Origin of the sequence: Tardiphaga sp. 839_C3_N1_4 (assembly GCF_051811045.1) — a bacterium.
In the GTDB taxonomy this organism is placed as follows: Bacteria; Pseudomonadota; Alphaproteobacteria; order Rhizobiales; family Xanthobacteraceae; genus Tardiphaga.
In genome coordinates this window covers 1,537,944-1,556,968 of sequence record NZ_JBPWQD010000001.1, presented here as the reverse complement: position 1 = coordinate 1,556,968, position 19,025 = coordinate 1,537,944, and the positions used below count along the sequence as shown (strand labels likewise).

Here is a 19,025-nt window from a genome sequence, read left to right as displayed (position 1 = left end):
GCCGAGTCGAGCGCGCTAAGTTTCAGGCGATATCGCGCTGCAGCGCGAAGTCATCCAGCAATGGCGAGCGTTTGCCCGCGATCATCCCGCCGATCAGTTGCGCTGCGAGATAGCTGAAGGTGATGCCGTTCCCGCCATAGCCATAGGCGGCATAGAGATGCGGATGACCCGGCACCGGGCCGATCAGCGGCAGGCCGTCGCGCGTGGTGTCGAAGGTGCCGGCCCAGCGATAGTCGATGGCAAGCTCGGCGCGTGGCCAAAGGGCAGCAAGCTTGTCCGTCAGCGCGCGCGCCTTGGCCGGGATGAGGGCGTCGCGTGCATCGGGATCGATGATCTCGTCGCTGTCTTCGCCGCCGATGATGATGCGGCCGGATGCGGTGGTTCGGGCGTAGAGATAATCCTTGCTGTCTTCCCAGATCAGCACGCCATCACGCCAGAGTCTATCCGGCTGCGGTTTTGTCGCGATAGCCCAACTCGATGACGGCTTTTGCACGGTGGTTTGCACGATGTCGGGCATCACATAGCCCGTCGCCAGCACGACGTGGCGCGCCTCGACGGTACGGCCGTCCGTCAATTGAACGCCGACGGCGTGGCCTGCGGAGTCGAACGTGGCCGTCTCCGCTTCGAACAATCGCGCACCGCGCGACGTCGCAACATTCAGCAGCGCCAGCGCTAGTCGTAACGGATCGGAATCCGCCGAGTCCGGCGAGACGATGGCACCCGCCCGGGCAATGTCGTATTCGGACAGGAGGGCCTTGTGATCGAGAAGTGTGCCGGGCAGGCCAGCGCGCGCGCGAAGCGCGTGTTCTTCGATCAGCCCTTTGGCACTCTCGCCTGCGGCAAGATAGAGCGATTCCTTCGCGCGCATGTCGCATCGCAGGTCGAGCGTCCGGACCAGCGCCTTCAATCCATAGACGGCGTCATAGCTGGCGCGATAAGCACGCGCGGCGCGCTCATAGCCATAGAGATGTGTCAGCTCCTGAAGCGAACGATCGATCTCCCACAGCAGCATCGACGTGCTCGCTACTGTACTGCCGCGCCCCGGCAATTCGCGGTCGACAATGACCACATCCAGTCCTTGCCGCGTCAGTTGCTCGGCCATCAGGGCGCCGGTGATGCCGCCGCCGACGATCAGCGCATCGCATGTGATGTCTTCGGTGACGGACGGACGGGGGGCATGCTGCGGGCCGGCAAACCACGGCGAATGTCCGCCGCGCAAATCAGCGTGCTCGGTGGTATCGGGATCGAGATCGGAAATGGGGCACCATGAGGCTGGGGAAGGAAGGCGCTGTCCGCGCCGCGCACTGACAATTTCCCGGGCCCTGTTCCGTTCCTTGCGGGACTTCGTTGTGCGTGCTGGCTGGGGCCAGATTCTTGCCGACCCGGGGCAGGTAGCCAGGCGGGGTCTTCCGACTTTGGATCAGAGATAAGTGATTTCAACGGGTTAGATACCCGTAGCAAGATCGGCGCGGTGACGTTAAACAGGCGCCAAACCAAACCAGACGATGTGAGCCGGACCAACCGGGGCTTTACCGCTCCAGCGTGGTTTCTATCTCATTCATTGCTCAAAGGACGCCGCGACCGTGACCATGAATAGCCTGCCTTTGCCGCAGCTTTCCCTCCCGAAAGACAAGATCAAAATCCTTCTGCTCGAAGGCGTGAACGACAGCGCGGTCGAGCTGATCGAGGCGGCGGGCTATTCGAGCGTGACGCGGCTCTCCAAGGCGCTCGGTGGCAATGAGCTGAAGGAAGCGCTCAAGGGCGTACACATTCTCGGTATCCGGTCGCGCACGCAGATCACCCAGGACGTGCTCGATGCCGCGGACCGGCTGATCGCGATCGGCTGCTTCAGCGTGGGCACCAATCAGGTGGACATCGACGCGGCGCGCCGCAGCGGCATTCCCGTGTTCAATGCGCCGTTCTCGAATACACGCTCGGTCGCCGAGCTTGTAATCGGCGAGATCGTCATGCTGTTCCGCCGGATCATCTCGCGCTCCAATCTGGCGCATGAAGGCGGTTGGGAGAAATCGGCCAATAACAGCTATGAGGTGCGCGGCAAGACGCTCGGCATCGTCGGTTACGGCAGCATCGGCTCGCAGCTCTCGAACCTGGCGGAAGCGCTGGGCATGCGCGTGATCTTCTACGATCACACCGATCGATTGCGTCACGGCAACACCGAACCTGTCGGAAGCCTGCAGGAACTGCTGGCGCAGAGCGATGTGGTCAGCATGCATGTGCCGGAGACACCGGCCACGCAGGGGATGATCGGTCGCGACGAGTTCGCCGCCATGAAGGACGGCGCCTATTTCATCAACAACAGCCGCGGAACCGTGGTCGATCTCGATGCGCTGGCCGATGCACTTCGCCAGGGCAAACTGCGTGGTGCAGCCGTCGACGTATTCCCTATCGAGCCAAGCTCCAATCAGGAGCGCTTCGTTACCCCGCTGCAGGGTCTGGAGAACGTCATCCTGACGCCGCATGTCGGCGGCTCCACCGAAGAGGCTCAGGAGCGCATAGGCGCGGAAGTCGCACGCAAACTGATCGACTACAGCGACAGCGGGTCGACTATGGGCACGGTGAACTTCCCGCAGGTACAACTGCCGGCGCGCCCGTCAGGTACACGATTCATCCAGGTCCAGCGCAACGTTCCGGGCATGCTGGGGCGGCTGAACGAGGTACTGGCGCGTCATGCGGTCAACATCGCCGCGCAATATTACGAGACCAACAACGACATCGGCTATGTCGTGCTCGATGCCGATGCATCGGCGGCGGATAGCGAGCGGGTGCTGGCGGATATTCGGGCGCTGGAAGGTACGATCCGCGCCCGCTTGTTGTATGAATACAAGGACTGAGCGGTAGTTCTGCTGCACGAACGACATGGATTAAACGCTTGAAGTACGAGGACATCCGTTTCTCCGTCGCGCCCATGATGGACTGGTCGGATACCCATTGCAGGGTATTTCACCGGATACTGTCAAAGCGGGCGCGGCTCTATACGGAGATGCTGACGACGGGCGCCGTGATCCATGGCGATCGTAGGCGGTTGCTTGGCTTTGACGCCAGCGAACATCCGGTGGCGCTGCAGCTTGGTGGTTCGGAGCCGGCGCACCTCGCAGAGGCTGCAAAGATCGGTGCGGATTTCGGCTATGACGAAATCAACATCAATGTCGGCTGTCCTTCGGATCGCGTGAAGGACGGGCGCTTCGGGGCGTGTCTGATGGCGGAGCCCGATCTGGTGGCGCGCGGTGTGGCCGCGATGAAGCAGGCCGCGGACGTGCCGGTCACCGTGAAGTGCCGCATCGGCATCGACGATCAGGATCCCGAAGTGGCGCTCGATACGCTGGCACGAGCGGTGGTCGCCGCCGGCGCCGACGGCCTGATCGTGCATGCGCGCAAGGCGTGGCTCAATGGCCTGTCGCCGAAAGAGAACCGCAACATTCCGCCGCTGAATTACGACCGTGTCTATCGGCTGAAGGCGGCGATGCCCGGCGTGCCGATCGTGATCAATGGCGGCATCGTCGGTGTCACTGAAGCCGTTGCTCATCTCGTGCATGTGGATGGCGCGATGCTCGGCCGTGCCGCCTATCAGGAGCCTTGGCGCTTGCTGTCGGTGGATCCCGAATTGTTCGGCGAGCCGGCGCCGCATGCGACGATGAAAGACGCGTTCGAGGCGATGATGCCCTATATCGAGGATCAGCTCGCGCAAGGCACGCGGCTGCACTCGATCACTAGGCATTTTGTCGGCGCGTTTCACGCGGTGCGCGGTGCGCGCGCGTTCCGGCGCCATCTTGCGGAGAACGGCGTCAAGCATGGCGCTGGCATCAATGTACTGCGCGATGCGATAGCGCTGGTCGAGGATGAACCGGCGGTGTCAGAAGCGGCCTAATCCGGTTACGGATAGCCGCGCAGCATCAGCCTGTCGGCGCGGACTTCCCAGCTTTCCAGGCGATCGAGAAAACTCATGCCGAGCAGATTGGTCTTCATCTGCCCACGCGGCACCACCAGTGCCGGCACCGAACGCTCCACCAGTTTGCCGACGGCCAGACGATCCAGCGTCAATCGTGCCGCCTTGGTGCGACCGCCGGCAGTCTCGACGTCGACATTGTAGTCGAGCAATTCGAGCGGCAGGCCCGCGGCCTTTGCGGTCTCATAAGTCAGCACCACCGAGGTTGCGCCGGTATCGATCACCATCGCCGTCTTGACGCCGTTGATCTTGACCTGAAGTCCGAACTCGCCAGTGTTGCCGCGCGGGACGTCGACCAGCCGCAGTGGCGGCGGGCTCTGCTTGCGCAAAATTTCTGTGACGAGATTGCCGGCCTTGGAAATTTGTTTGGGATCGCCATAAGCGAGGGCGGCGCCCGCGGTCGCGACGATGACGGCGACGAGAAGAAAGACCCGGCTCATGGCGAGCCTCTCAGGTGGCCGCGGATGTCTTCCTTGCGTATGTCGACGAAGGCTCCAGCCCGGCCTCGGCCATGCGGGCCGGCAGCAGCGCCATCGTATCCAGACGCTCCGCGCTGTCCATTTTTCCCCAGCGCGCGATCTCCGGCAGCGTGCGTCCGCAGCCGAGGCAGAGCTTGGTCTTGGGATCGATGAAGCAGACTGCGATGCACGGTGTTTCTTTGCTCATTCCGTAATATTGAAGCGGATCGGCTTGCTTGCGCAAGCGTCGAAATCACAGCCCGGTTCCTGCATTCATGATGGGTTTGTTGCGGACCCGACGCTTTTCATCGGCGATGTTCGTCTCGTATTCCGGCTGTAACGGCGGTGCATCGGGCGTCATCGGCGCAAGTGCCGACATCACGCGCTCCGGTGGGAAGGTGATGATCACTTCGGTGCCGACCCGCAGCTTCGATTTCAGCGTGAAGGTGCCGCCATGCATGTCGACCAAGCTCTTGGCGATCGGCAGACCGAGACCCGCGCCCTGTTCGGCAGATTTGATCGAGTTCGATCCCTGACCGAACGACGCCAGCACGATCGGAATCTCTTCTTCGGCGATGCCCGAGCCAGTGTCCTTGCAGCTCAAATACTGCCCGCCGGAGGCGGTCCAGCCGACCTTGAGCCAGATCTCGCCGCCCTGCGGCGTGAACTTGATCGAATTGGACAGCAGGTTCAGCACGATCTGCCGGCAGGCGCGCTCGTCGCCCCAGACCCGCGGCATGCCGTGTTCGAACACTTCGTGGATGGTGATGCCGCGGCTCAATGCGCGCAGCTTCAGGAGATGATGGCAGTCCGCGACGACATGCACGAGCGAGACGGCTTCTTCGTTGAGTTCGTAGCGGCCGGCTTCGATGCGTGACAGATCGAGGATCTCGTTGATGAGATTCAGAAGGTGCACGCCGGAATTATGGATGTCGGCGGAATAGTCCTTGTAGACTGGCACGGCATGGCCGCCGAAGATTTCGCTCTTCATCACTTCGGAGAAGCCGAGAATGGCGTTCAGTGGCGTGCGCAATTCATGGCTCATCTGCGCAAGAAAGCGCGATTTGGCGACATTGGCGGCTTCAGCGCGGTGGCGTGCTTCGTCGGAGATTGCCTTGGCTTGTTCGAGTTCGCCGATCAGCGCGTCTTTCTCGGCGCGGGCTTCCAGCGTCGCAAGCGTCGTCGAGTGCAGACGTTGTGCGAGCAGGGCGAAATAGCCTTCGGCGGCGATAGCCAGAACGGCCAGCACGTAGTTGTCGAAGGTGCCGCGCAGGATGAAGCTCAGCGCCACGCCGAGGGTCACCGGCGCGGTGGCGGCAAAGGCGGCAATCGGGAGGCTCGCGGCGAGCATGCTGGAGACCGCGACCACCAGCAGCATCAGGAACATCATCAGTGAATTGGAGACGACGTCGACGCCGGTCGGATGCACCAGGATCACTGTCCACGACAGGCCGTAGAGCAGGTCCAGAAAGATAAAGCGCAGCCGCCATTTATGCGTGCTGCTGGGTGTCGGTGTTTCCGCCAGATAGCGATTGCAGGCGCGCAGGATCACCGCGTGAATGCACAGCATGCCGCATGACCATGCGGCGGCCGGCAGCGGCTGCATCCAGAACCCGAACAGGATGCCTGTGCCGACGACCAGCAGCGTGATGACAAGCGAGGCGGAGAGGCGGGTCTGGGCGTATTGGCGGAGCAGTTCGCGATCGAATGCGGGGCGTGTTCCTGAAGTCGAGGTCAGCCGGTCGCGCGCTTCGCGCACCCGCTGTTGTGCCGCCCGGCGATTGCGCGGCGGAACAGCGACGGGCGTTTCAGCCGGAAGCTGGACGACCTCGGGCCTGGCGGCGGGCTCACTCATCACTCGTACACAAATCCTGCACGCAAACGCGTGCGGTTTTTCACAGACCCTATCTGTGCCGCACAATCATTAAGAGGTGCCTTAAAGAACGAAGTAATCCGGTTAATATTCAATAAAAATGGTATCGACGGAGGGCGCCTGTAGGGCGCCGCTCCACCGTGATTTGTTCAGGAAACCTAGATGGTTACCGGGGCAATCTTGCCAAGAGACTTGAAGTGTCCCATCGCTTGCCGCCGAGTGCTTCGACCTCGCCGTAGAACTGATCGACAGTTGCCGTGACCGGCAGGCTGGCACCGTTGCGGCGGGCCTCCGCGAGACAAATCGAGAGGTCCTTGCGCATCCATTCGACGGCGAAGCCGAAGTCGAATTTTCCGTCATTCATGGTCTTGTGACGGTTCTCCATCTGCCACGACTGCGCGGCGCCCTTGGAGATCACCTCGACCACCGCATTGACGTCGAGACCGGCCTTCTTGGCGAAGTGAATGCCTTCGGACAGTGCCTCGACGAGGCCGGCGATGCAGATCTGGTTGACCATCTTGGTGAGCTGGCCGGAGCCTGCGGGACCGAGCAGCTTCTGCATCTTGGCGTAGGCCGTGATGATCGGCTCGACCTTGGCATAGACCTTGGCGTCGCCGCCGCACATCACAGTGAGGGCGCCGTTTTCGGCGCCGGCCTGGCCGCCGGACACCGGCGCGTCGATGAAGTGGAAGCCGGCCTTGGTCGCAGCCGCATCGAGTTCGCGCGCCACTTCGGCGGAGGCGGTGGTGTGGTCGACGAAGATCGCGCCCTTGGCCATGCCGGAGAATGCGCCATCGGCGCTTGTGGTGACCGAGCGCAGGTCGTCGTCATTGCCGACGCAGCACATCACGAAGTCCTGGCCTTCGGCAGCCGCTTTCGGGGTTGGTGCGGACTTGCCGCCGAACTTCTCCACCCATGCCTTGGCCTTGGCTGCGTTGCGGTTGTAGACGGTGACCTCGTGGCCGCCCTTGGCGGCAAGGTGACCGGCCATAGGGAAACCCATGACGCCGAGACCGATAAATGCAACTTTAGCCATGTCCGTACCCTTTGGATGCTGTCGGCTTTGCTGCCGAACGTCGACTGTTGGGAAGTGAGGCGCCGCCCTGGTTCGTGGCGGCGAGATCGCGGGTGATGAGGAGCGCCAGCATAGTCGCTGCACAGGACGCGGCAAAGCCCCCGTTACCACTCATGGCTGCAGTCGCTTATGGTGCGCTGCGAAAGAAAATCTCATGCCGGTCTTGTGCCAGAGCAATCTCGGAATTCTCAACATAGCCTAGAAACGGCATGGACTTAGGGCGGAAGTTCTCTATCTGTGCGGTCTAGTTTGTCCGTCGATCGGGAGACACGCATTGAGCGTTTCGAAGCAGCAGGTTCTGGATGGTCTGGCCAAGGTGACATCGCCGCGCGGCGTGCCGCTGATCCATGCGGATGTTTTGTCCGAGATCGTCGTGACGGACGGCAAGGTGCTGTTTTCGATCAATGTGGACGCCGCTGAAGCGCGGGCCTGGGAAAGCGTGCGCGCGCAGGCGGAAGCCGCAGTGCGAGCGATCCCTGGTGTCTCCGGCGCAATGGTCGCGCTGACCGCCGAGCGCAAGCCGGGCAGCGCACCGCCTGCGCCGCAGCGCCACGACCATGCAGGGCATTCTCATGGCCCCGGCGGGCATTCGCACGGTCCGCAGTCCGGCGGCGTACAGCCGGTCTCGGCGCATCGCCCGCACGCCAACCCGGCCAACTCGCCAATGTCAAAACAGGCTGAGATTCCTGGCGTCGCCGCGATCATCGCGGTGGCCTCGGGGAAGGGCGGTGTCGGCAAGTCCACGACGGCACTCAATCTGGCGCTGGGGCTGCGCGATCTCGGCCTGAAGGTCGGTTTGCTCGACGCCGATATCTATGGTCCTTCGGTGCCGCGGCTGACCGGCATCAATGAAAAGCCGACCCTGGACGACAACAGGAAGATGATCCCGATCGAACGCTTCGGTCTGTCGATCATGTCGATCGGCTTCCTCGTCGAGGAGGAAACCGCGATGATCTGGCGCGGGCCGATGGTGATGTCGGCGATCACCCAGATGCTGCGCGATGTCGCCTGGGGCACGCTCGACGTCCTTATCGTCGACATGCCCCCTGGCACTGGAGATGCACAGCTCACGCTGGCGCAGAACGTCCCCCTGAAGGGCGCTGTGATCGTCTCGACGCCGCAGGATCTGGCGCTGATCGACGCGCGGCGCGGCCTTGCGATGTTCACCAAAGTCAACGTGCCCGTGCTCGGCATCATCGAGAACATGAGTTATTTCCAGTGCCCGGAATGCGGCACCCGATCGGACATTTTCGGCCATGGCGGCGCCCGTCATGAGGCCGAGCGGCTCAAGGTGCCGTTCCTCGGCGAAGTGCCGCTGCACATGTCCATCCGCGCCATGTCGGATGCCGGCACGCCGGTGGTCGTGAGCGAGCCCAACGGCCCCCACGCCGCGATCTATCGGGCCATCGGCACGCAGATCCGCGACCGGTTGCAGGGCGTTATTGCGGCTGCGTAAGCCGGCCGGTGGCCGCGGCCGAGATGTCGCATAGAACTTTCGTTCAATTGGGCTGGCAACGACGTTCGTCGTGTTTTCCGCGGCTGAATAACCGTGTTAGACAGCCTCTGCACCAGAGCGTCTTCGGTTGAATCGCGTAACGATTTGCCGCTGAATATGCTCAAAGGAATTCTAGGGAAAACGCCCGCAAAAGGAGAGCTTGAATGAAGCGTCGTGAGTTTTTGAAGGTTTCGACGGCCGGCGCCGCGGTGGCCGCCGTTGCCTCGCCGGCGATCGCGCAGTCCGCGCCCGAGGTCAAATGGCGCCTCGCATCGAGCTTCCCGAAGTCGCTCGACACCATCTATGGCGGCGCCGAGATGATGGCGAAGCAGGTCGCCGAAATGACCGACAACAAATTCCAGATCCAGGTCTTCGCGGCCGGTGAACTGGTCCCCGGTCTGCAGGCGCTCGATGCGACCTCGAACGGCACCGTCGAAATGTGCCACACTGTGTCTTACTACTATGTCGGCAAGGACCCGACCTTCGCCATCTACGCGTCGGTGCCGTTCGGCCTGAACGCGCGCCAGCAGAATTCCTGGTGGTATCAGGGCGGCGGCGAACAGCTCGGCAACGAGTTCTTCAAGAAATTTGGCGTCATCGGTCATCCCTGCGGCAATACCGGCACGCAGATGGGCGGTTGGTTCCGCAAGGAGATCAAGACTGTTGCCGATCTCTCCGGCCTCAAGATGCGCATCGGCGGCATTGCCGGTCAGGTGTTGCAGAAGGTCGGCGTCGTGCCGCAGCAGCTCGCCGGCGGCGACATCTATCCGTCGCTGGAAAAAGGCACCATCGATGCTGCCGAGTGGGTCGGTCCATATGACGATCAGAAGCTCGGCTTCCAGAAGGTCGCGAAGTACTACTACTATCCAGGTTTCTGGGAAGGCGGCCCAACGGTCCATGCCTTCACTAACCTCGAGAAGTACAACGCGCTGCCGAAGAGCTATCAGGCGATCCTCACCAATGCCTGCGCCAATGCCAACAGCTGGATGGCCGCTCGTTACGACATGCAGAACCCGGCGGCGTTGAAGCAGCTCGTCGCCGGTGGCACGCAGCTGCGTCCGTTCACCAATGAAGTTCTGGACGCCTGCCTCAAGGCCACCAACGAACTCTGGGCTGAAATTTCCGCGAAGAACGCCGACTTCAAGAAGTCGATCGACGCGATGCAGGCCTATCGTTCGGACGAATATCTGTGGTGGCAGGTTGCCGAATACACCTTCGACAGCTTCATGATCCGCTCGCGTACCCGCGGCTGATCTTAAGCCTTGATCAAACATGAAGCCCGGCCTTCGCGAGAAGGTCGGGCTTTTTGTTGGAGCACGCGCGCGTGCCGCGCGGTATTGCCGGGCGTAGAAATCCGCTAAGTCTCGCACACACCGCGAAGCCTGTGTCCTTGAGAGATGCCGCCATGACCGAATCAGAGATCGCCGCCGCTGCAGAAATCCTTGCCGAGGCGCGCCGCAGTGGGACGCAGATCGAGGGACTCCCGGTCACGCCATCTTCGGTTGGAGAGGCGCACGAGATTCAGGATCGCGTGTCCTTTCTCGTTGGACAGCCCATCGGTGCCTTCAAGGCCGGTGCGCCGCCCGAGGGTGAACCGACGCGCGGTCTGATCGAAGCCCGAATGATCCGTTCGAGCCCGGCGCGTATGTCGGTGGCTGAAGTCCCGCATCTCGGCGTCGAGGGCGAGGTCGCCTTCCGCTTTACCCGCAATCTGCCGGCGCGCAGCGAGGCTTACACCCGCGACGAGATCGCAGAGGCCGTCGCGGTGCTTCCGGTGATCGAGGTGGTCTCCAGTCGTTTTCGCGAGCCGCTGAGCCGGCCAAAGCTCGAGCAGCTTGCCGATTGCGGCATCAATGGCGGGCTGGTGCTCGGGCCTGAGATGGCCGACTGGTCACATCTCGATTTGCCGAACCTGCAGATGACGTTCATCGTGAATGGTGAAATCCGGATCGAACGCAAGGGTGGCCATCCCACCGACGATCCCATCGCGGGCGCTGTCGCGCTGGCGAACATGATGCGCGCAGGTGGCGGCGTGAAGGTCGGTCAGATCGTGACCACAGGCAGCTGGACCGGGCTGCCGTTCCTGAAGCCTGGCGATCGCTGTGTGGTGCGATTTGAAAAGCTCGGCGAGGCCGAGATAATGTTTGTCGGCTGATCGCGTTAGCGATCCTTGCCGTCGAACTGCTGGATTTCCAGAGCGCTCAGATCGACCGCAGGCAGGCAGCGCACATTGACCGATGCCATCATCATTCCGTTGGGTGCTTTTCCTTCGCCGAACGGGGCAATGCCGCAGGTGCTGCAGAAGTGATGCTGAATGGCGTGGTGATTGAACGTATAGGTCGACAGGCTTTCTTTCGCGGTCTTCAGCACCAGTTTGTCGCGTGGAACGAAAGCGAGCAGGCCGCCGCGTCGCCGACACATCGAACAGTTGCAGTCGATGGCCGAATTGAAGTCGCCCTCGACTTCAAAGGCAATGTTGCCGCAATGGCAGCTTCCTTCATGCAGCATCGGCTATCCCCTGATCGTCATGCGCGATAGCGACGTCATCCGCTACTTTGCCGGCCCGAAGTCGGGCATCGCAGGCATTTCGATTTGCGGAATCTCGATCTTCACGTTGGACGTATCCACAGCCGTGTTGTCGATCCAGTAGGTCACGAGACCGGGCCAGTAGATCACGATGATCACCAGGATGATCTGCATCCCAACCCATGGCAGCGCGCCGAGATAGATATCGCGGCTCTTCACTTCGGGCGGTGCAATGCCGCGCAGATAGAACAGCGCGAAGCCGAACGGCGGATGCATGAATGACGTCTGCATGTTCACGCAGAGCAGCACGCCGAACCATACGAGATCGATGCCGAGCTTGGCCGCGACCGGCGCCAGCAACGGGATGATGATGAAGGCGATCTCGAAGAAGTCGAGGAAGAACGCCAGGAAGAACACGAAGATGTTCACGAAGATCAGGAAGCCGATCGCACCGCCGGGCAGGCCGGTGAGCAGATGTTCAATCCAGCGTGCGCCATCCATGCCCTGGAAGACGAGGCTGAAGCAGGTCGAGCCGATCAGGATGAACACCACCATCGAGGTCAGGCGCATGGTCGATGTCATCGCCTGGTCGATCAGCGGCCAGGTCAGGCGGCGATGCAGCGCGGCGAGCACCATGGCGCCAACCGCACCCATGGCGCCGGCTTCGGTTGGCGTCGCGAGGCCGAGGCCGATGGTGCCGAGCACCAGGAAGATCAGCACGATTGAGGGGATCATGCCCCACAGCACACGGCTGATGAGCTTCCAGTTCATGGGCTCGCGCGCATGTTCCGGGATCGGCGGCATCGCGCTCGGCTTCAGGATCGACAATACGACGATGTAGAGAATGAAGATCACGACCTGGATGATCGAGGGGCCGATGGCGCCGAGATACATGTCGCCGACCGAACGGCCGAGCTGGTCGGCGAGCACGATCAGCACCAGCGACGGGGGGATGAGCTGCGTGATGGTGCCCGATGCGGCGATGACGCCGGTGGCGAGCTTCATGTCGTAGCCGTAGCGCATCATGATCGGCAGCGAGATCACGCCCATGGCGATGACCGAAGCAGCAACGGTGCCGGTGATGGCGCCGAGCACGGCGCCGACGAGAATCACCGCATAAGCGAGACCGCCGGGGATCTTGCCGAACAACTGGCCGGTGCCTTCGAGCAGGTCTTCAGCAAGGCCGCAGCGCTCGAGGATCGCGCCCATGAAGGTGAAGAACGGGATCGACAGCAGCAGGTCGTTGGAGATCGTGCCGTAGAAGCGAAACGGCAGCGCCTGCAGGAAGGACGGATCGAAGTGACCGGTGAAGATGCCGAGAATGCCGAAGAACAGGCCGACCGCGGCCAGCGAGAAGGCGACCGGGAAGCCGAACACCATGAAGCAGATCATGGTGCCGAACATCAGCGGGGGGAACACGCCGTAGGAAAACATCGGTGGTCCTGACTATCGAACTGGTTCTATCGAACGGATTGGTCGAAATGCGAGAGGCTGAAAAAGCGAACGCCGCTATTGCAGCGGCGCTTCGTAATGGGTGTCGATCTGGACGACGCCGGCGAGCGCGGCGATGCGCTTGGCGAGTTCGGCCAGACCCTGCAGTAGCAGCAGACCGAAGCCGAGCGGCAGCACAAGCTTCACTGGCCACAGGATCAGGCCGCCCGCATTACTGGAGACCTCCTGCGAATTCCAGGAATTCAGGAAAAACGGGAACGTCATGTAAGTGAGGTATGTCATCGCTGGCAGCAGGAAGATGCAGAGGCCGATGATGTCGATCCACAGCCGCGCGCGATCGGAGACCGCCGAATAGAGCAGATCGACGCGCACATGCTCATTGAGGCGCAGTGTCTGCGCCGCGCCGAAAAACACGATGCCGGCGAACATGTACCACTGGATTTCGAGCCAGCCGTTCGACGAATAGTTGAAGAGATAACGGATCGTGGCGTTGCCGGCGCTGACGAGGCAGGCGAGCAGCACGAGCCACTTGGCGATGAAGCCGAACACATCGCTCAGTGCATCGATCGCACGTGTGAATTTGAGTACGTCCACAGTTTCCCCCGAAAGTCGCCCCGCTGTCCGCTCATCACGTCTTTCTCACTGAGAAAGCGTAGCTTTTTCCGCTGGGCGAAAGAATTCGGCGGCACCATTTCAGCGCGTCATGCAATCGTCAATCGGAAATTGACGGTTTGTCGCAGGCCATTGGTCGAGGGGGAGGACGGAGCACCGCCGGTGGGGTTACCCCCCGGTCACGCTCATATGCCGGCTGACGCTCGGCCGGTTGTGGCGGCGATCGATGATGAAATCGTGCCCCTTCGGCTTCAGGCCGATGGCGCGGTCGATCGTGGCGTTCAGGAGGTCGTTGTCGGCGGAAGCCCGCAGCGGCTTGCGCAGGTCGGATGCATCCTCGTGGCCCAGGCAGGTGTGAATCGTGCCGGTGCAGGTGATGCGGACGCGGTTGCAGGATTCGCAGAAATTATGGGTCATCGGTGTGATGAAGCCGATCTTGCCGCCAGTTTCGGCAACGCGGACATAGCGGGCGGGACCGCCGGTGTCGTCCGGGAGATCCGTCATCGTGAACTGACCCGCGAGCCGCGTGCGCAGCAGCGACAGCGGTACATACTGGTCGATGCGACCTTCGCCGATATCGCCCATGGGCATCACTTCGATCAGGGTCAGTGCCATGTCGCGGCCGTGCGCCCATTCGACCAATGAGGGGATCTCGTCCTCATTCATGTTCTTTAAGGCGACGGTATTGATCTTCACGGCAAGGCCCGCTGCCTGCGCGGCGTCGATGCCGGTCAGCACCTTGGAGAGATCGCCCCAGCGCGTGATGGTGCGGAATTTCGCGGGATCGAGCGTGTCCAGGGAGACATTGATGCGCTTTACGCCGCAATCGGCCAGCTCGGCGGCATATTTGGACAGCAGCGAGCCGTTGGTGGTCAGCGTCAGCTCTTTCAGTGCGCCGGTCTTGAGGTGGCGCGACAGCGAACGCACGAGGCCCATGACGTTGCGTCGGACGAGCGGTTCGCCGCCAGTGAGCCGCAGCTTGGTGACGCCCTTGGCGATGAATGCGGAACAGAGCCGGTCGAGTTCTTCCAGCGTCAGCAGGTCGGCCTTGGGCAGGAAGGTCATATCTTCCGACATGCAGTAGAAGCAGCGCAGATCGCAGCGATCCGTCACCGAGACACGCAAATAGCTGATCTGCCGACCGAAGGGGTCGGTCATGGCAGAGGAGGCCAGGGCGGGGCTCAACTCGGAGACGGTCATTCAGATGCCTGACTGCAAAACATGAATTGCTCGCGCGGCGAAAAACGCCGCACGTTCAATCTAGTCACGGGTTGCAGCTGGCACAATCACGCCAACGTATATGTTTGGTGGATCAGCGAGGGGCGGGGAACGGCGAGCCCGCCGCAGATGCGGCGGCGGCCGGGGCCGCGGCAGGCGCTGCTGCACGCTTGGCAGCCTTGCGGGCGCGGCGTGGCGGCGTTGCGGGCTGCAGTTCGGCGACGACCGGGCTCGGATCGACCGTGGTCCGTGCCGGCGAGGTGAAATCCCCGGGAACGCGGGTGACGGTCACCGGAACTGTCATCGGCTGGAATTTTGCGAGGGTAAAGGTTGCGCTGAACCCGGTTTCCGTTGCCAGAGGCAGCGAGCACGGGGTCTTGCAGCTCGGGCCAATCGACGTGACCACCTCTGCGCCGGGCGGAACCGAGTCGAACTGCACGGTAACCGGTTCCGGTGCCGACTTGAATGCGTCCATGGAGAACGACGTGCAACCGGCCAGGCTCAGGCCTGCCGCTGCCAAAACTATTACTCTACGCATGGGTATATCCGTCACGTTTTGCGGCTAGCCGCCATCCCCGGGCAACCATAGGAGCGTCGTACATATGACGCAACACGCAGGCCGCTTATAGTTAATTGATGGTTAACGAAATCGCCGAACAACCTGAGAAACTCAATTATATGAACAGGCTAGGCGAGGCGGCGGGGCAACAGGCGGTCGACAGTCGTCGGTAGATCGCGGAAATGGTCGATCACGATGTCGGGCTTGAGCTCGATAATCGGGACATCGGTATAGCCGAATGTAACGCCGATCACCGGGACATTGGCCCGCCGCGCCACACCGACATCGGGGCCGGCATCTCCGACCATGACAACGGACGACATCACGCCACCGGCACGCGCTACCGTCTGCTGCAGGATGACGGGATCGGGCTTCGCGACGCCGAAGGTGTCGGCTCCGCAGATCGCCGCGAATCGGTCCGTCAGCTCCAGCTTGTCGAGCAGCAGCTTCGACAGCCATTCCAGCTTGTTGGTGCAAACCGCGAAGCGGTAGCCACGCCCCGCCATCTCGTCGAGCGCAGCAATCAGCCCCTCGAAGGGGCGCGACTCGTCAGCGATATGCTCCGCGTAATAAGCGATGAAATCCTCGGTCAGGCGTGTGACCTCGTCCGGGGTCATTTCCCGCCCTTCCAGCTCGAGCCCGCGTTCGATCAGGCGCCGGGCGCCCTGGCCGATCATTTTCCGCGCGGATTCCAGCGGGACGGGGGCCAACCCCTCCTGATGGAGCACATGATTCAGCGCGCTGATGAGATCGGGGGCGGTATCCACGAGGGTGCCGTCGAGGTCGAAAACGACGAGGGGTGCTTGGGTCATGAGCGGATCGCTACCGGTCCGCGGCCGATCCCGCAAGGGGGGCGGACGTAGCCCAGCATCCTCCTTGGAATGCAGGCCTGCATTCCCCGGGAAAGCGCGTCCTTCGCCCTGTTCCTTGCCCCCAAACGTCGCTAGATATGCGGCGCATCCCGTCCGCGGGACCGATTGTGAACCGCAAGGACCGCTGCGCCGATGAATATGGACGAGCTGAAACGACAGGCTGCCGCAAAGGCACTTGAGCATGTACGCGACGGCATGAAGCTCGGACTCGGCACGGGATCGACCGCGAAGCATTTCGTCGAATTGCTCGGTGAACGCGTGGCGAGTGGTCTCAAGGTCATTGGCGTTCCGACGTCCGAGGCCACGCGGGCCGATGCCGAACGTTGCGGCGTGCCGTTGACCACACTCGACGAGGTCGATCGGCTCGATCTCACGGTCGACGGTGCCGACGAAGTCGATCCGGCGCTGAATCTCATCAAGGGCGGCGGCGGCGCATTGCTGCGCGAGAAGATCGTGGCGGCGGCGTCCGACCGCATGATTGTCATCGCGGACGATTCCAAATGGGTGCCGACCCTTGGCCGCTTCCCGCTGCCCGTGGAAGTGATCCCGTTCGGCCTGTCGGCCACGCGCCGTGCGATTACCGATGTGTTCGCGAAGTGCGGGTTGCACGGCGAAATGGCCATTCGCAGCGGCAAGGACGGCCATGCTTTCGTCACCGATGGCGGCCACTGGATCATCGACGCCCGGCTCGGGGCCATCACCGATGCGCCCCGACTGGCTGGGCTGCTCGGCGCCATTCCGGGAGTGGTCGAGCACGGTTTGTTTATCAGTCTGGCAAGCACCGCCATGCTGGCAGGATCGCAGGGAATTCGCGTTTTCGAGCGTCCGTAACGGCGCAATCAAGGAGAATTGGAATGAAGAAGCTCTCGCACATGCTGCTGTCCGCCGGTCTCGCGCTCGGCGTTGCAGTGATCGCGCTGCCGGTCTCCGCGCAGCAGGCGTCTCCTGAAGGACAGGCCCGGCCGATCAAGCCGGCATCGCCAGCTGCGATCGCTTACGCCAAGGAAATTCTGGCGATGAAGAACGCCAGCGCGATGTATGCCAATGCCGTGCCGAACATGGTTCAGCGCGTCAAGGATTCGCTGCTGCAGAGCAATCTGAACTATCAGAAGGATCTCAATGAGGTCGCCATCACCATCGCGCAGACGATGGCCGGGCGCGACAAGGAGATCACCGAGCAGATGGCGAAGATCTATGCCAGCGACTTCACCGAGGCGGAGTTGAAGGACCTTGCGACCTTCTACAAATCGCCGCTCGGCCAGAAACTTCTGGTGCAGGAGCCCCAGTCGATTTCCGCCAGCATGACCTATATGCAGCAGTGGGCGCAGCAGTTTTCGGAGCAGGTCAACGGCCTGTTCCGCGCTGAAATGCGCAAGCGCGGCAAGGAAATCTAAGGGCGTAAGCTGAGGCCCGTCATCCCGGGCCTCAGTCCGCAGTTCGGAGCGATCATGGCTGACATCGACGTCGATCTGTTTGTCATTGGTGGCGGTTCAGGCGGCGTGCGCGCCGCCCGTATCGCTGCCGGCTACGGCGCGAAGGTCATGGTGGCCGAGGAATATCGCTTCGGCGGCACCTGCGTGATACGCGGCTGCGTGCCGAAGAAGCTGATGGTCTATGCCTCGCACGTCCAGCGCGAGATCGACGATGCCGCGGGCTTCGGATGGACGATCCCGACGGCGACGTTCGACTGGTCGACCTTCATCGCAAACAAGGACAAGGAGATCGCCCGGCTCGAGGGCATCTATCAGTCCAATGTGGAGAAGACCGGCGCGACGACCGTCAAGACCCGAGCAGTATTCGAGGATCCGCACACGCTGCGCCTCGGCACCGGCGAGACGGTAAACGCCAAGCATATCCTGATTGCGACCGGTGGCGCGCCCAATCATGGGCCTGTGATTCCCGGCATTGAGCATGTGATCTCCTCCAACGAGGTGTTTCATCTGCCCGAACTGCCGAGGCGCATCGTGATCCAAGGCGGCGGCTATATCGCGCTCGAATTCGCCTGCATCTTTGCAGGATTGGGCTCCGACGTGACGGTGATCTATCGCGGCGACAACATCCTGCGCGGCTTCGATGAAGACGTGCGCGCCCATGTCCGCAGCGAGATGGAAAAGGATGGCATCACCATCCTGACCGGCTGCACGGTGACCAAGGTCGAGAAACACCGGCACGAATTCACGACGCATCTGTCCAGTGGCGCAAGCATCGCATCCGATCAGGTGTTGTTCGCGATCGGCCGCAATCCGAACACCGCCAATCTCGGTCTCGAGAAGGCTGGCGTTGCACTCAAGCCCGCCCATGGCGGCATCATCGTCAACGAGTTCTCGCAGACCAATGTGCCGCATATCTACGCGGTCGGTGACGTCACCAACCGCATCAACCTGACGCCGGTGGCGATTCGCGAAGGCCACGCCTTTGCCGATACGGTATTCGGCAAGAAGACCGTGAAGGTCGATCACAGCAATATCCCGACCGCCGTGTTCACCCAGCCGGAGGTCGGCACCGTCGGCATGAGCGAAGAAGAGGCGCGCGCCACCTTCAGCCACGTCGATATCTACAAGACCAATTTCCGGTCGATCAAGTCGACCATCTCCGGCAGCGAAAGCCGGGTGCTGATGAAGCTGGTGGTCGACGGCGCGACGGATATCGTGGTCGGCGCCCATATCGTCGGACCGGAAGCGGCCGAACTCATCCAGGTGCTGGGCATCTGCGTGAAGCTGAAGGCGACCAAGGCTGACTTCGACGCCACGGTGGCCGTGCATCCGAGTGCGGCCGAGGAGCTGGTGACGATGCGCACGCCGACCGCGCGCTACGTGCGTGAAGCTGCCGCGGAATAGTTTGACCAGGGCGTCGTCGTTGCGATCGTAGGATGGGTAGAGCGTCTTCGCGAAACCCATCGCTTTCACCGAAGAGATTGATGG

At 62.1% G+C, this 19,025-nt stretch carries 19 protein-coding genes; 8 read left to right on the top strand and 11 right to left on the bottom strand.

What is annotated here, in order from left to right; translation table 11 throughout:
• Positions 1–22: 22 nt before the first annotated feature.
• On the bottom strand, positions 23–1,219 hold the full coding sequence (locus AB8A38_RS07800; RefSeq protein ID WP_439085587.1) for an NAD(P)/FAD-dependent oxidoreductase: 1,197 nt from the start codon (positions 1,217–1,219) through the stop codon (positions 23–25).
• A 370-nt stretch (positions 1,220–1,589) separates the two neighbouring features.
• Between AB8A38_RS07800 and serA the strand changes: the two genes are divergently transcribed.
• Together serA and dusA are read left to right on the top strand one after the other, a co-directional pair.
• On the top strand, positions 1,590–2,852 hold the full coding sequence (gene serA, locus AB8A38_RS07795; RefSeq protein WP_439088475.1) for a phosphoglycerate dehydrogenase: 1,263 nt from the start codon (positions 1,590–1,592) through the stop codon (positions 2,850–2,852).
• A gap of 38 nt (positions 2,853–2,890) precedes the next feature.
• Positions 2,891–3,886, top strand: coding sequence for a tRNA dihydrouridine(20/20a) synthase DusA (gene dusA, locus AB8A38_RS07790; RefSeq protein WP_439085586.1), 996 nt, complete (start codon positions 2,891–2,893; stop codon positions 3,884–3,886).
• Positions 3,887–3,891: 5 nt separating this feature from the next.
• Here the strand turns inward: dusA and AB8A38_RS07785 are convergent, their stop codons facing one another.
• The 4 genes from AB8A38_RS07785 to AB8A38_RS07770 form a co-directional block, all read right to left on the bottom strand.
• Positions 3,892–4,404, bottom strand: coding sequence for a TIGR02281 family clan AA aspartic protease (locus AB8A38_RS07785; protein ID WP_315841638.1), 513 nt, complete (start codon positions 4,402–4,404; stop codon positions 3,892–3,894).
• 10 nt (positions 4,405–4,414) lie between these two features.
• Complete coding sequence (locus AB8A38_RS07780; RefSeq protein WP_315844388.1) at positions 4,415–4,630, bottom strand: DUF1289 domain-containing protein; 216 nt, start codon at positions 4,628–4,630, stop codon at positions 4,415–4,417.
• Positions 4,631–4,675: 45 nt separating this feature from the next.
• Positions 4,676–6,277, bottom strand: a complete 1,602-nt coding sequence (locus AB8A38_RS07775; protein ID WP_439085585.1) for a sensor histidine kinase — start codon at positions 6,275–6,277, stop codon at positions 4,676–4,678.
• A gap of 184 nt (positions 6,278–6,461) precedes the next feature.
• Positions 6,462–7,331: an NAD(P)-dependent oxidoreductase gene (locus AB8A38_RS07770; protein WP_315841640.1), complete on the bottom strand. Its 870-nt coding sequence runs from the start codon at positions 7,329–7,331 to the stop codon at positions 6,462–6,464.
• Positions 7,332–7,644: 313 nt separating this feature from the next.
• Here AB8A38_RS07770 and apbC point away from each other — a divergent pair, with 313 nt between their 5' ends.
• The 3 genes from apbC (at position 7,645) to AB8A38_RS07755 (ending at position 11,020) form a co-directional block, all read left to right on the top strand.
• Positions 7,645–8,826: an iron-sulfur cluster carrier protein ApbC gene (apbC, locus tag AB8A38_RS07765; protein WP_315841641.1), complete on the top strand. Its 1,182-nt coding sequence runs from the start codon at positions 7,645–7,647 to the stop codon at positions 8,824–8,826.
• A 203-nt stretch (positions 8,827–9,029) separates the two neighbouring features.
• Complete coding sequence (locus AB8A38_RS07760) at positions 9,030–10,118, top strand: TRAP transporter substrate-binding protein (RefSeq protein WP_089267138.1); 1,089 nt, start codon at positions 9,030–9,032, stop codon at positions 10,116–10,118.
• A 152-nt stretch (positions 10,119–10,270) separates the two neighbouring features.
• A complete protein-coding gene (locus AB8A38_RS07755; RefSeq protein ID WP_315841642.1) occupies positions 10,271–11,020 on the top strand; it encodes a 2-keto-4-pentenoate hydratase in 750 nt (249 codons plus the stop codon).
• A 5-nt stretch (positions 11,021–11,025) separates the two neighbouring features.
• Here AB8A38_RS07755 and AB8A38_RS07750 read toward each other — a convergent pair whose 3' ends face one another.
• From AB8A38_RS07750 to AB8A38_RS07725, 6 genes are all read right to left on the bottom strand, one after another.
• Entirely contained in the window at positions 11,026–11,373 is a 348-nt protein-coding gene (locus tag AB8A38_RS07750; RefSeq protein ID WP_315841643.1) for a GFA family protein, read from the bottom strand.
• 42 nt (positions 11,374–11,415) lie between these two features.
• Positions 11,416–12,825 carry a TRAP transporter large permease gene (locus AB8A38_RS07745; protein ID WP_120290994.1) on the bottom strand — a complete coding sequence of 470 codons (1,410 nt, stop codon included), beginning with the start codon at positions 12,823–12,825 and terminating at the stop codon, positions 11,416–11,418.
• A gap of 75 nt (positions 12,826–12,900) precedes the next feature.
• Entirely contained in the window at positions 12,901–13,437 is a 537-nt protein-coding gene (locus tag AB8A38_RS07740) for a TRAP transporter small permease subunit (RefSeq protein ID WP_315841644.1), read from the bottom strand.
• Between the two features lie 186 nt (positions 13,438–13,623).
• Positions 13,624–14,655 carry a GTP 3',8-cyclase MoaA gene (gene moaA, locus AB8A38_RS07735; protein WP_439085584.1) on the bottom strand — a complete coding sequence of 344 codons (1,032 nt, stop codon included), beginning with the start codon at positions 14,653–14,655 and terminating at the stop codon, positions 13,624–13,626.
• Between the two features lie 112 nt (positions 14,656–14,767).
• A complete protein-coding gene (locus AB8A38_RS07730; protein ID WP_089267143.1) occupies positions 14,768–15,211 on the bottom strand; it encodes a hypothetical protein in 444 nt (147 codons plus the stop codon).
• A gap of 149 nt (positions 15,212–15,360) precedes the next feature.
• The gene (locus tag AB8A38_RS07725) at positions 15,361–16,044 is read right to left on the bottom strand and encodes an HAD family hydrolase (RefSeq protein WP_439085583.1); all 684 of its coding nucleotides are present in this window, start codon (positions 16,042–16,044) and stop codon (positions 15,361–15,363) included.
• 192 nt (positions 16,045–16,236) lie between these two features.
• Between AB8A38_RS07725 and rpiA the strand changes: the two genes are divergently transcribed.
• The 3 genes from rpiA to gor are packed head-to-tail and all read left to right on the top strand — an operon-like array spanning position 16,237 to position 18,941.
• Complete coding sequence (gene rpiA / locus AB8A38_RS07720) at positions 16,237–16,935, top strand: ribose-5-phosphate isomerase RpiA (protein ID WP_439085582.1); 699 nt, start codon at positions 16,237–16,239, stop codon at positions 16,933–16,935.
• Positions 16,936–16,958: 23 nt separating this feature from the next.
• Entirely contained in the window at positions 16,959–17,498 is a 540-nt protein-coding gene (locus AB8A38_RS07715) for a DUF2059 domain-containing protein (RefSeq protein WP_439085581.1), read from the top strand.
• A 54-nt stretch (positions 17,499–17,552) separates the two neighbouring features.
• Positions 17,553–18,941 carry a glutathione-disulfide reductase gene (gene gor, locus AB8A38_RS07710; RefSeq protein ID WP_315841648.1) on the top strand — a complete coding sequence of 463 codons (1,389 nt, stop codon included), beginning with the start codon at positions 17,553–17,555 and terminating at the stop codon, positions 18,939–18,941.
• The last annotated feature ends 84 nt before the right edge of the window (positions 18,942–19,025 follow it).